Raw genomic sequence first — 12,161 nt, forward strand, 5'->3', positions numbered from 1 at the left:
GCGCCCGCTTCAGAGGGTGTGCCACACGGTTCGCAAACGCTCGAGCGCCGCTTCGATTGCGCGCTCAGGCACCGCGGCAAAGCCCAGCACCAGTCCGGCGCGCTGGTCGACCGGGGTCGTGGAATCAGGCAGCCAATAACTGCTCAGACCATTGATCTCGACGTCGACGCTACGCGCCAGTTCGATCAGTTGGCTTTCACGCGCCACACTGGCGACCGGCACGGTCAGGTGCAGCCCGGCGGCAACGCCGGGCAACTGGCCGACGCCCGCAATATTCTGCGGCCAGCCGCCGAGCAAGACATTGCGTCGGCTCAGCGCCGCGCGGCGCATGCGTCGGATGTGCCGCTGGAAATGCCCGGCGGCCATGAACTCGGCCATCACCGCCTGGGTACTGACTTCGGAGTGACGCACATCCACCGCACGCCTTTGCGCAAATGCCTCCACCAACCCCGGCGGCAACACCAGATACCCCAGGCGCAACGCCGGGAACGCGACCTTGCCGAACGTGCCGACATACAGCACTCGCCCCTGTCGATCGAGGGCAGCCAAAGGCGCCAGAGGAGCGCCGCTGTAACGATACTCGCCATCGTAATCATCCTCGACGATCCAGCCCTGCGTGCGCTCGGCCCACGCCAGCAATTCGAGGCGACGGGCCAGACTCATTACCACCCCCGTGGGGTACTGGTGGGATGGCGTGACATAGGTCAGGCGACAATCGGTCAGTCCTGCCAGTTGCTGGCAGTCGATTCCCTCGCTGTCCACCGCCACCCCATGCAGCCGGGCACCGGCCACGGCGAAGGCATGACCGGCCGCTCGATACCCGGGATTTTCAATCGCTACGCCGTCGCCCGGCGCTACCAGCAACTGTGCACAAAGGCTTATGCCCTGCTGTGCGCCACTGGTGATCACAATTTGCTCAGCCGTGCACTGCATGCCCCGTGAGCTGCGCAAATAGGCCGCGATCATCCCGCGCAACCGCGCATCGCCCGCCGGATCGCCATAACACAACTGCTGCAAATCCGGCTTGCGCCAGAAAGCCGCGTTCAGCTTGGCCCAGACGTCAAACGGGAACAGATCGAAGGCTGGAACGCCGACCCGAAAAGCACGCGGCGGACCACTGGGTGGCAGGGCCAGATGATTGTTTTCAACCCGCCGCAATGCGTCGCTGTGGATAACTTTACTGGATGGAACCACAGGTAAATCCAGCCAATTTGTGGATAAGGCTGTGGGTAAGCCTGTTGAAAAGCCTGTGGATACTTTTGTGGATAGTTTTTTTGTGGGCAATGCGCTTTGCAGCAATTGCGCGACATACGTGCCGTCTCCGACCCGGCCTTCGATGAAGCCTTCGGCGTACAACTGATCGTAGGCGCGCACCACGCTGTTGCGGGAAATCGCCAACGCCGTCGCCAGATCACGGCTGGCCGGCAGCCGTGTGCCACTGGCCAAGCGCCCGTCCAGCACGCGCAGACGTAGCGCCTGATAGAGCTGGCGGCTCAAACCCTGACGGCGGTCGAGCTCGATACCGGCCGGATTAAACGGCATGGACAGCGTGGGCGATTCGGGCATGACAATGGACCTATGAAATTGGTCATCAATGGCTCTTACAACAGACCAATAGCCTGCCTAGGATGCAGGCATTCGCCAAGGAAAATCTCTCCATGTACACGCCCCGCGCCTTTGCCATCGACGAACTGTCGCAACTGCACGAACTGATCCTCGCCACTCGCCTCGCGATTCTGGTGAGCCACGGTGAAAACGGCCTTCAAGCCAGCCACGTGCCAGTGCTGCTGCACCGCGAACAGGGTCCGAACGGCACGCTGTACGGGCACCTGGCCAAAGCCAATCCGCAATGGAAAGACCTGCGCGACGGCGCTGAAGCGATGCTGATTTTTGCCGGCCCCGACGCCTACGTCAGCCCGGGGTTTTACCCGAGCAAGGCCGAGCACGGCAAAGTCGTGCCGACCTGGAACTACGTCGCCGTGCACGCCTACGGCCACGCCGAAACCTTCAGCGACGGCGGGCGCCTGCTCGACATCGTCAGCACGCTGACTGATCGCCATGAAGCCGGTCGCGCACAACCGTGGAAGGTCGACGATGCGCCGGCCGACTACATCGACGGCATGCTCAAGGCCATCGTCGGTTTCGCCATTCCCATCGACCGCCTCGAAGGCAAGCGCAAGCTCAGCCAGAACCGCAGCGCCGAAGACATTGCCGGCGTGCGCGAAGGCCTGGCTGCCAGCCCCGACATCGCCGACCGAACCCTCGCCCACTTGATGCGTTAAGGAAATCAGCATGAGTCAGATCCAGATCCGCCCGGTGACCGCCGGTGATCACGCCGCCTGGTTGCCGCTGTGGCAGACCTACCTGCGCTTCTACAATACCGAGTTGCCGGACGCCGTCACGCAGAGCACCTGGCAGCGTTTCCTCGACCCGAGCGAACCAACCCACGCCGCCCTCGCCTGGGCCGACGGTAAAGCAGTGGGCATGGTGCATTTCATCTATCACCGCTCCAATTGGAGCATCGAAAACTCCTGCTACTTGCAGGATCTGTTGGTGGCACCGGAGACTCGTGGCACCGGCGTCGGTCGCTTGCTGATCGAACACGTCTACGCCACTGCCAAGGCCGACGGTTGCTGCAAAGTGCATTGGCTGACCCACGAAACCAATGCCACCGCGATTCAGCTCTACGAGCGCATCGCCGAGCGCCCGGGATTCATCCAGTTTCGCAAAGCCATTTAAGGAGCCGCGTACATGACCACTGCACTTGCCGACTGGAAAGGCGTCCCCGCCCCCACCGCCACCTTGCTCGAAGGCCGCTTCATCCGCCTGGAACGCCTCGACCCGGCGCGCCACGGCGACGAGTTGTTCAACGCCCTCGAAGGCCCCGGCGCCGACCCGAAGCTGTGGGATTACTTGCCCTATGGGCCGTTCCCCGAGCGCAGCGTTTTCAATGACTGGTTGAACAACCATGCGGCCAGCAGCGATCCGTATTTCTTCAGCGTGATTGACCGCGTCACGGGCGAGGTGCAAGGCATTCTGAGCCTGATGTCGATCGTCCCGGCGCAGGGGCGCATCGAGATCGGCCACGTCACCTTCGGTGCGCCGATGCAACGTTCACCGAAGAGTACCGAAGCGGTTTACCTGTTGGCCAAATACGCCTTCGAACAGGGCTATCGTCGCCTGGAGTGGAAGTGCAACAACGGCAACGCCCGCTCCAAATACGCCGCCGAACGTCTGGGTTTCAGCTTCGAAGGCGTGTTCCGTCAGCACATGGTGGTCAAGGGCCAGAACCGCGATACCGCGTGGTATTCGATTGTGGATTCGGAGTGGCCGGCGATTGCGGCAGGGTTCGAGCAGTGGTTGAGCGATGCCAACCAGACGCCGACCGGGCAGCTCAAAGGGTTGGTCGAGTGCCGTAGTTAAATCGTCAAAGCAAAAGATCGCAGCCTGCGGCAGCTCCTACAGGGTGAACGTCAATCCCATGTAGGAGCTGCCGCAGGCTGCGATCTTTTGATCTGTTGTTTACCCCAACTTTTGCGCCAGCACCGCGATGTGTTCCGGCCCGATCCCGCAGCAACCGCCCAAATGGCTGGCGCCCCGCTGCTGCCAATCCTTCGCCCAGTGCAGATACCCCGGCGGATCCAGATCGTCGCGCAACGGGTCGAGGCCGTCGTTGGCGGTCGCCTCTTTCGGTTGCGGTGGAAACGCGTTGGCATACGCGCCGATGTGAATCTGCACACCCAGGCGTTCGAAGGTATCGCGCGCCGCATCAATCGCCGCACCGATCACTTCCGGCTGGCTGCAGTTGAACAGCAGCGTCTCGACGCCCAATTCCGCCGCCACCGCCGCTGCTTCGGCCACCGGTTCGCCGGAACGCAGACGCGGCACCTCGTCGGTGTCTTCATCCTTCAAAGTAAACGACAGCCAGAACGGTTTGCCGTCCTGCGGCAGACCGGCGCGAATGGAACGCGCCTCGATGATCGAGCTCTGGGTTTCCGCCAGCCACAGGTCGACATGTGGCGCCAGGCCGGTCACCAGTGGCGTCAGCAATTCGTTCACCCGCGCCGCTTCGAACAGATCCGGGCGATAGGAGCCGAACAGCGGCGGCAACGAACCGGCCACTCGCACCGCTTTGCCCGAGGCCTGCACCGCACGCTGTGCCAGCTCTCCGGCCAACGCCGCCAGTGCCTGACCTTCAGCGGCAAACCGCGCCTCGCCAATATGAAACGGCACGACCGCATAACTGTTGCTGGTGATCACATTGGCGCCGCTGGCGATGTAGGCGGCGTGCACCGCTTCGACCGCTTGCGGTGCTTCGATCAGGGCCAGCGCCGACCACTCGGGCTGCCGAAACGGCGCCCCGGCGCGTTGCAACTCACGGCCCATGCCGCCATCGAGAATTACCGTGCTTGCTGTGCCCATATGCTTTTCGCTCATATGCTTATGAAAATTACTCACTACCAGAGTAGTTCTTATAACTATTTAATACGCACCATTCGGTTAATAACAACCCCTTTTTTTCAGGTGTCGACTGTGAAACTTCAACCGCTACTGGCCCTGGGCCTGACGATTCTTGCCGCGTCCACTCAAGCCTTCGGCGGCGCCACACTTGATCGCGTCGAACAGAAAAAACAACTGGTCGGCGTGCTGATGGAAAGCTACCCACCCTTTTCGTTTCTCAATGAGCAGAATCAGCTCGACGGCTTCGACGTGGACGTCGCCAAAGCCGTTGCGGACAAGCTGGGGGTCAAGCTGCGCCTCGAAACACCCTCCTGGGACGTGATCGCTGCCGGCCGCTGGAGCGGGCGCTATGACATCTGCATCTGCTCCATGACTCCGAGCAAAGCCCGCGCCGAAGTGTTCGATTTCCCGGTCGAGTACTACGCCTCGCCCGCCGTGATCGTGGTCAACGCCAAGGACGATCGCATCCACGGCGCCAAAGACTTGAGCGGCAAGAAAGTCGGCCTGACCAGCGCCTCCAGCTACGAAAGCTATCTGAACAAGAATCTGGTCATCGAAGGCGCCGAAGACACGCGTCTGGAGTACCCGTTCGAGGATGTGCAGATCGCTCCGTACGATACCGACAACGTCGCCTTCCAGGATCTGGGCCTGGGCGCCGGTGTGCGCCTGGATGCCATCCTCACCAACTTGGTGACCGCGCAGCCGCGCCTGAATCAGGATCAGCGTTTCAAACTGGCGGGCGCGCCGCTGTACTCGGAACCGAACTCGGTGGCCATCGAAAAGGGTGATGCCGAGTGGGACGCCAAAGTGCGCGAGGTGTTCGCGCAACTCAAGCAGGACGGCACGCTGAGCAAGCTGTCGCAGAAATGGATCGGCGCCGATATCAGCCAATGACTGCCTTCCCGACACCTCCACAGCCGCCGCAACCGGTGGCTGAATCGCGCCTGCAACGGCTGTTCGGTTTCCGCACGCGCCTGTACCTGACCTGGGCGGCGATGTTCAGCCTGTTCGCCGGGTTTTTCCTCAGCTTCGATCTGAAGCTCTCGATCATCCTCGACAAGCTGCCGAATCTGCTCGGCGTGCACCTGGCGCCCAACGGCTTTCTGCAGGGCGCGGCACTGACCCTGTTTCTCTGCGCCTGCGCGATCGTCGCCTCATCCTTGCTGGGCTTCGTCACCGCTCTGGCGCGTCTGTCGAAAAGCGCCGTGGCGTTCGGGATCGCCAGTTTCTACACCTCGTTCTTTCGCGGCACGCCGCTGCTGATCCAGATCCTGTTGATCTACCTCGGCCTGCCGCAACTGGGCGTGGTGCCCGGCGCGGTGGTGGCGGGGATCATTGCCCTGTCACTCAACTACGGCGCCTACCTCAGCGAGATTTTCCGCGCCGGTATCCTCGGCGTGCCCTACGGCCAACGCGAAGCTTCGCTGGCGCTGGGCATGCGCGAGAGCGTGATCTTCTGGCGCATCACCCTGCCCCAGGCGATGCGCACGATTATTCCGCCGACCACCAACCAGTTCATCTCGATGCTCAAGGACTCGTCACTGATCTCGGTGATGGGCGTCTGGGAAGTGATGTTTCTGGCGCAGTCCTACGGCCGCTCGAGCTACCGCTACATCGAGATGCTGACCACGGCGGCGATCATTTACTGGCTGATGTCGATCGGTCTGGAGCTGATCCAGGCGCGCATGGAGCGGTATTACGGCAAGGCTTATGTGCGGCGTAGCTGAGCGGCTCCGCCGACAGACTTCCACCACGGGAGGATCGAGCAGTGGCAGATGAATTTCTGATCATTACAAGCGGCTAATGGCACCGTAACTTGTAGGAAACGACAACGCGGCGCCACGACGCAATCCGCCAATCCGTGTCGAGCCGCTCTTTTCCGAAGATCAAACAGACGCAGCCCGCAGCACCGAGCGATCCGGCTGACATCGGCGCCTGCCGGCTCCAACTTAGAGTTTGGCCTCCTTCCACGAGAGGCTGAACTCGATGCCCGTTCAATTCCACTTTCGACCAAAACACCTGACATTAGCCATTGCTTTGGCCATGGGATGTGCCGATCTGTCCATCGCCCAGGACGCACCGCCCGACACTCAAGGCATCTCTGCCGCCTCCCCTGAAACATTCAAATCAGCGATCACCGCTTTCGCTAATCATCCGGAAACCGTCCAGCTGAAGGTCAGCAAAGCCTATCCGGCACAGGAGGGTGTGGCGCTGGCGCTTGATGAGCGCAATGACCTTGTCACCGTGCAATCTCGGGGCAGCTTCGCCGGCCTGGTCGACGGTGGCGGGGGCGACAACCTGCTGCAACTCGACGCGAACAGGAAAGGCGTGCTGGGTGAAACCCGTAACTTCAGTGGGCTGGAGGTCAGGCGCGGGAGCTGGACCCGCAGCGGACCGGGTGATTTCAGCCTCGGTGTACTGGTTCATCCAAAGGCATTGCTGGTCAATGAAGGGCAAATTCTGGGTACGGCAGTGACCGAGGGCATCTTGATCAACAAAGGGGCGATCAATGGCGGCGCCACTGTCGCGTCTGGCGGCGACCTGACCAACCAGGGCCTGATTGACGGCATGGTGGAGGTTCAGGAAAACGGCCATATAGCCGGGAATGGTGCGGTTAATCATTTGAACGTGTACGGACGCATGACCGTCGACGATGTCTACGGCGCACCCAAGGTCGCGGGAGATCTGCGCCTGACCCGTTCTGCCGTGCTGTCCTATGCCGTGGATGCTTCCGGCAACAGTCAGACGGTGGTCGTAAAGGGAACCGCTCATTTGGGTGACGCCACCCTGAAACTCGTCACCGCCGGCGACTACCCGCAAAGCAGTCAGCACACCATTCTGGAAGCGGGAAAGATTGAGGGGCAGTTTGGCACCGTTGAAAACGATCTGGCATACATGACTCCGACGCTGCACTACGAAGCACAACGAGTGGGCTTGCTCTATGCCCGTAACGATGTGCCGCTCGAAAACCTTGCGACCACGCAGAATAGTCAGGCACTCGCCCAGAGCATTGACGAGACACCCTCCCCCCATCAGCAACCTCAGCAACCTCAGCAACCTCAGCAACCTCAGCAACCTCAGCAACCTCAGCAACCTCAGCAACCTGAAGAGCCTGAGCCCTCCGGGGAGTCTGCGATAGCCCTTGGCTCATCCGCTGCTACCAGCCAGGCGGTCACATCCCTGCTGGGGGCCAGCAAGGCAACTGCCAGCGTGGCCCTTGAGCAACTCGCCGCTGGCAGCAACGCCAACCTTGCCAAAGCCACCCTGAACAGCGTCAACCCAATCAGAGCAAGCATCCTCTCGGCGATGTATCAACTGGGAGACAACGCAGGTGCAAAAAGCCTGGGTAGTGCGCCGCGTCCAGTTGCTGGTGGTGCCGGTTCCGGGCGAGTCTGGCTGCAAGCTCTGGGACATGGCGGTAAGGTCGATCGTGATTACGACAGTGCCCTCAAACACTCCACCCACGGTTTGGTGCTGGGGGCCGACTGGCAATTCGACGAACAGTGGCATGTCGGCCTGATGGGGGCGAAAGCGCAAACCCGGCTCAATGCCCAACAGTTCGACGGTGATCTCGACAGCTGGCACCTCGGCGCCTACGCGCTGCGTCAGGACGGCCCGTTTGCCCTGCGCCTGGGGGCTTCGTACGGCAGTCATGACGGCAGTGGCAAACGTCGCGTTGCCTTCAATGGTTTCAGTGATCGCCTCAAGAGCAGCTATGACGCCAGCACCCAGCAGGTGTTTGCCGAAGTCGGCTACAACCTGGGACGTGGCAACGTCAGCTTCGAACCGTTCGCCAGCGTCGGTTATCAACGCTACCAGCGTGATGGTTACACCGAGAAAGGTGGCGATGCGGCGCTCAAGGTTCAGGGTCAGACCCAGGCGAATCCGAGCAGCACCTTCGGCCTGCGCCTGGCGAACACCAGTCACCTGTCCAATGGCATGCAGTTGACGCCACGTCTCAGCGCCAGCGTGAAACATACCTACGGCGAGCTCGATAACGAAACGCGCCAGCAACTGGTCAAGGGTGGCAGAAGCTTTGAAGTCGCCGGGGCCGAGATGGATCGCAACAGCTTCACGCTGGACGCCGGTCTGGATCTGACCCTGTCCGCCCGTAACACTCTGGGCGTTGGGCTCACTGGCGAGGCCGGTAGCGACAGCCGCAGTTACGGCGTGATGGGCCAGTGGCGCATGGCGTTCTGACACAAAGCGACGTGTAGCTGTCGCAGGCTCGGGCCTGCGGCAGCCCCTACAAAGAACAGCATATTGCAGGCGAAAAAAAAGGGGAGCACATGCCCCCCCGAGGTTTAAAGCGTTGGATCGCGGCAGTTATCTCAGCCTTCGATCTCGATCAGGATTTCGCCAGGATTCACCCGGTCGCCCTTAGCCACATGGATGGCGGTGACCTTGCCGGCAATCGCTGCCTGAACTTCGGTTTCCATCTTCATCGCTTCGGTGATCAGCACCGCCTGACCGGCCTTGACGGTGTCGCCCTCCTTGACCAGCACATCGACGATGTTGCCCGGCATGGTGGTGCTGACGTGGCCCGGTGCCGATGCCTGCTTGCGTTTGCTGCTGCCACCGCCGACGAATTCGTTGAGCGGTTCGAACACCACTTCTTCCGGCATGCCGTCGATGGACAGGTAGAAGTGACGCTTGCCTTCGGCCTTCACACCAACACCGGTGATATCGACCCGGTAGGTTTCGCCGTGGACGTCGATGACGAACTCGGTCGGCACGCCTTCGCCGCCCGCCTTCGCCACACCACCGGCCTCAGGGATCGGCAGCAGCACTTCCGGAACCAGGGTGCCGGCGGCACGCTCTTCGAGGAACTTGCGGCCGATGTCCGGGAACATCGCGAAAGTCAGCACGTCTTCTTCGGACTTGGCCAGCGCTCCAATGTCAGCACGCAGCTTGGTCATCTCCGGCTTGAGCAGATCGGCCGGACGTACGTCGATCACCTCTTCGCTGCCGATGGCCTGACGGCGCAGCTTCTCGTTAACCACGCCCGGCGCCTTGCCGTAGCCGCCTTGCAGGTACAGCTTCACTTCGTTGGTGATGGTCTTGTAGCGCTCACCGGCCAGCACGTTGAAGAACGCCTGGGTGCCGACGATCTGCGAAGTCGGCGTCACCAGTGGCGGGAAACCGAGGTCTTCCCGTACACGCGGGATTTCCGCCAGCACTTCGGCCATGCGGTTCAGTGCGCCCTGCTCTTTCAGCTGGTTGGCGAGGTTGGAGATCATCCCGCCGGGTACCTGGTTGACTTGCACACGGGTATCGACGGCGGTGAACTCGCTTTCGAACTGGTGGTACTTCTTGCGCACGGCGTAGAAGTACAGACCGATCTCCTGCAGCAGTTCCAGGTTCAGACCGGTGTCGTACTCGGTGCCTTTAAGCGCAGCAACCATCGACTCGGTGCCTGGATGGCTGGTGCCCGAGGCGAAGCTGGAGATCGCGGTATCAATGTGATCGGCACCGTTTTCGATGGCTTTCAATTGGCACATCGCCGCCAGACCAGCCGTGTCATGCGAGTGGATGAACACTGGCAGCGACTGCTCGGCTTTCAGTGCGCGAACCAGTTCGCCGGTGGCGTATGGCGTGAGCAGACCGGCCATGTCCTTGATCGCCACCGAGTCGCAACCCATGGCTTCCATCTGCTTGGCTTGCGCCACAAACGCGTCGATGGTGTGCACCGGGCTGGTGGTGTAAGCGATGGTGCCCTGGGCGTGTTTGCCAGCAGCCTTCACCGCTTCGATGGCCACGCGCAGGTTACGCACGTCGTTCATCGCGTCGAAGATGCGGAAAACGTCGATGCCGTTGACCGCAGCCTTGGCAACGAAAGCTTTGACCACGTCGTCGCTGTAGTGGCGATAGCCGAGCAGGTTCTGCCCACGCAGGAGCATTTGCAGACGAGTGTTGGGCAGCGCGGCGCGCAGTTGGCGCAGACGCTCCCACGGGTCTTCTTTCAGAAAGCGCACGCAGGCGTCGAACGTCGCACCGCCCCAGCACTCCAGCGACCAGTAGCCGACCTTATCGAGCTTGTCACAGATCGGCAGCATGTCTTCAGTGCGCATGCGGGTGGCGAGCAGCGATTGGTGAGCGTCGCGCAGGATGGTGTCGGTTACGAAAATTTTCTTGGACATTGTTGTATTCCTCACAGGCCTGCGTGGGCGGCGATGGCGGCGGCGATGGCCAGGGCCAGCTCTTCGGGTTTGCGCTTGATCGAGTAGTTGGTCAGTTCAGGATGGCTTTCCACGAAGCTGGTATTGAACTGGCCGCTACGGAATTCCGGGTTGCGCAGGATTTCCTGGTAGTACGCGGCGGTGGTTTTCACGCCTTGCAGACGCATGTCGTCCAGCGCCCGCAGGCCACGGTCCATCGCCTCTTCCCAGGTCAACGCCCAGACCACCAGTTTCAGGCACATCGAGTCGTAGAACGGCGGAATGGTGTAACCGGTGTAGATCGCCGTGTCGGTGCGCACGCCCGGGCCGCCGGGGGCGTAGTAGCGGGTGATCTTGCCGAAACTCGGCAGGAAGTTGTTTTTCGGATCCTCAGCGTTGATGCGGAACTGCAACGCGAAACCACGGTGCTGGATGTCTTCCTGCTTCACCGACAGCGGCAGGCCGGAGGCGATGCGGATCTGCTCACGAACGATGTCGATCCCGGTGATTTCTTCGGTGATGGTGTGCTCCACCTGCACCCGGGTGTTCATCTCCATGAAGTACACCTCGCCCTCGGCGAGCAAAAACTCCACGGTACCGGCGTTCTCGTAGCCCACAGCCTTGGCCGCACGCACCGACAGGTCGCCGATGTAGGCGCGCTGTTCCGGGGTCAGTTGCGGGCTCGGGGCAATCTCGATCAGCTTCTGGTTGCGGCGCTGGATCGAGCAGTCGCGCTCGAACAGGTGCACCACATTGCCGAAGCTGTCACCGAGGATCTGCGCTTCGATGTGCTTGGGATTGACGATACATTTTTCCAGGAACACTTCTGCCGAACCGAAGGCCTTGGTCGCTTCGGAGATCACCCGAGGGAAGTTCTGTTCGAGTTCTTCGCGGCTGTTGCAGCGACGAATGCCGCGCCCGCCACCACCGGAGGTGGCCTTGAGCATCACCGGGTAACCGATTCGGTCGCCCTCGGTCAGGGCTTCTTCGATACCCGACACGTTGCCTTCGGTGCCCGGGGTGACCGGCACACCGGCCTTGATCATGCTGCGCCGGGCTTCGGTCTTGTCGCCCATGCGGCGAATGACTTCTGCCGACGGGCCGATGAATTTGATTCCACGTTCGGCGCAGATGTCTGCCAACTCGGCATTTTCCGAGAGAAAGCCGTAACCGGGGTGCAATGCATCGCAACCGGTTTCCACCGCCAGGTTCACCAGCTTGCGCGGGTTGAGGTAGCCGGCCAGTGGCTCGGCACCGATGCTGTGGGCTTCGTCCGCACGCTTCACATGCAGGGCATGGCGATCGGCGTCAGAAAAAATCGCTACCGAGCGAATGCCCATCTCGGCGCAGGCTCGCACAATTCGTACGGCAATCTCACCACGGTTGGCGATCAGGATCTTTTTTATCACTTGGAAATTCCCTTGAGCCGGTGGCACCACGACCTGCTAGACCCAGGTCGACGCGTGACTAAATGTTTCAATTTAGTCGCAGCCCCACACTAGCCCTCACAAGGGATTAACAAAAATGAATAAAAATTGGGTC

The 12,161-nt window shown here is 61.2% G+C and carries 10 protein-coding genes; 6 read left to right on the top strand and 4 right to left on the bottom strand.

Features of this window, described 5'->3' with window-relative positions:
* Positions 1-9 precede the first annotated feature (9 nt).
* Positions 10-1,566, bottom strand: coding sequence for a PLP-dependent aminotransferase family protein (locus tag E4T63_RS28025; RefSeq protein ID WP_098966345.1), 1,557 nt, complete (start codon positions 1,564-1,566; stop codon positions 10-12).
* 92 nt (positions 1,567-1,658) lie between these two features.
* Here E4T63_RS28025 and E4T63_RS28030 point away from each other — a divergent pair, with 92 nt between their 5' ends.
* Genes E4T63_RS28030 through E4T63_RS28040 form a run of 3 tightly spaced genes read left to right on the top strand, consistent with a single transcriptional unit; the run spans position 1,659 to position 3,423 of the window.
* Entirely contained in the window at positions 1,659-2,282 is a 624-nt protein-coding gene (locus E4T63_RS28030; RefSeq protein WP_027610354.1) for an FMN-binding negative transcriptional regulator, read from the top strand.
* Between the two features lie 10 nt (positions 2,283-2,292).
* Positions 2,293-2,739: a GNAT family N-acetyltransferase gene (locus tag E4T63_RS28035; protein WP_135296867.1), complete on the top strand. Its 447-nt coding sequence runs from the start codon at positions 2,293-2,295 to the stop codon at positions 2,737-2,739.
* A gap of 12 nt (positions 2,740-2,751) precedes the next feature.
* On the top strand, positions 2,752-3,423 hold the full coding sequence (locus tag E4T63_RS28040; RefSeq protein WP_098966349.1) for a GNAT family N-acetyltransferase: 672 nt from the start codon (positions 2,752-2,754) through the stop codon (positions 3,421-3,423).
* Between the two features lie 99 nt (positions 3,424-3,522).
* Here the strand turns inward: E4T63_RS28040 and E4T63_RS28045 are convergent, their stop codons facing one another.
* On the bottom strand, positions 3,523-4,422 hold the full coding sequence (locus E4T63_RS28045; RefSeq protein ID WP_027610351.1) for a homocysteine S-methyltransferase family protein: 900 nt from the start codon (positions 4,420-4,422) through the stop codon (positions 3,523-3,525).
* A 111-nt stretch (positions 4,423-4,533) separates the two neighbouring features.
* Between E4T63_RS28045 and E4T63_RS28050 the strand changes: the two genes are divergently transcribed.
* The 3 genes from E4T63_RS28050 to E4T63_RS28060 all read left to right on the top strand — a co-directional run bounded on the left by E4T63_RS28050 (position 4,534) and on the right by E4T63_RS28060 (position 8,661).
* Entirely contained in the window at positions 4,534-5,355 is an 822-nt protein-coding gene (locus E4T63_RS28050) for an ABC transporter substrate-binding protein (RefSeq protein ID WP_027610350.1), read from the top strand.
* Positions 5,352-6,188: an amino acid ABC transporter permease gene (locus tag E4T63_RS28055; RefSeq protein ID WP_135296868.1), complete on the top strand. Its 837-nt coding sequence runs from the start codon at positions 5,352-5,354 to the stop codon at positions 6,186-6,188. Before E4T63_RS28050 ends, E4T63_RS28055 begins: the two co-directional genes overlap by 4 nt.
* A gap of 259 nt (positions 6,189-6,447) precedes the next feature.
* On the top strand, positions 6,448-8,661 hold the full coding sequence (locus tag E4T63_RS28060) for an autotransporter outer membrane beta-barrel domain-containing protein (protein ID WP_135296869.1): 2,214 nt from the start codon (positions 6,448-6,450) through the stop codon (positions 8,659-8,661).
* Positions 8,662-8,792: 131 nt separating this feature from the next.
* Here the strand turns inward: E4T63_RS28060 and oadA are convergent, their stop codons facing one another.
* Positions 8,793-10,601 carry a sodium-extruding oxaloacetate decarboxylase subunit alpha gene (oadA, locus tag E4T63_RS28065; protein WP_007962245.1) on the bottom strand — a complete coding sequence of 603 codons (1,809 nt, stop codon included), beginning with the start codon at positions 10,599-10,601 and terminating at the stop codon, positions 8,793-8,795.
* An 11-nt stretch (positions 10,602-10,612) separates the two neighbouring features.
* Positions 10,613-12,028, bottom strand: coding sequence for an acetyl-CoA carboxylase biotin carboxylase subunit (locus E4T63_RS28070; protein WP_027610345.1), 1,416 nt, complete (start codon positions 12,026-12,028; stop codon positions 10,613-10,615).
* Positions 12,029-12,161 lie beyond the last annotated feature (133 nt).

The organism is Pseudomonas fluorescens (genome assembly GCF_004683905.1).
Lineage (GTDB): Bacteria > Pseudomonadota > Gammaproteobacteria > Pseudomonadales > Pseudomonadaceae > Aquipseudomonas > Aquipseudomonas putida_A.

What these genes read in the sequence shown, in the direction of transcription:
- E4T63_RS28045 (WP_027610351.1), bottom strand. Translation starts at nt 4,422, where the DNA reads ATGGGCACAGCAAGCACGGTAATTCTCGATGGCGGCATGGGCCGTGAG.
- E4T63_RS28040 (WP_098966349.1), top strand. Translation starts at nt 2,752, where the DNA reads ATGACCACTGCACTTGCCGACTGGAAAGGCGTCCCCGCCCCCACCGCC.
- E4T63_RS28025 (WP_098966345.1), bottom strand. Translation starts at nt 1,566, where the DNA reads ATGCCCGAATCGCCCACGCTGTCCATGCCGTTTAATCCGGCCGGTATC.
- E4T63_RS28055 (WP_135296868.1), top strand. Translation starts at nt 5,352, where the DNA reads ATGACTGCCTTCCCGACACCTCCACAGCCGCCGCAACCGGTGGCTGAA.
- E4T63_RS28060 (WP_135296869.1), top strand. Translation starts at nt 6,448, where the DNA reads ATGCCCGTTCAATTCCACTTTCGACCAAAACACCTGACATTAGCCATT.
- E4T63_RS28035 (WP_135296867.1), top strand. Translation starts at nt 2,293, where the DNA reads ATGAGTCAGATCCAGATCCGCCCGGTGACCGCCGGTGATCACGCCGCC.
- E4T63_RS28030 (WP_027610354.1), top strand. Translation starts at nt 1,659, where the DNA reads ATGTACACGCCCCGCGCCTTTGCCATCGACGAACTGTCGCAACTGCAC.
- oadA (WP_007962245.1), bottom strand. Translation starts at nt 10,601, where the DNA reads ATGTCCAAGAAAATTTTCGTAACCGACACCATCCTGCGCGACGCTCAC.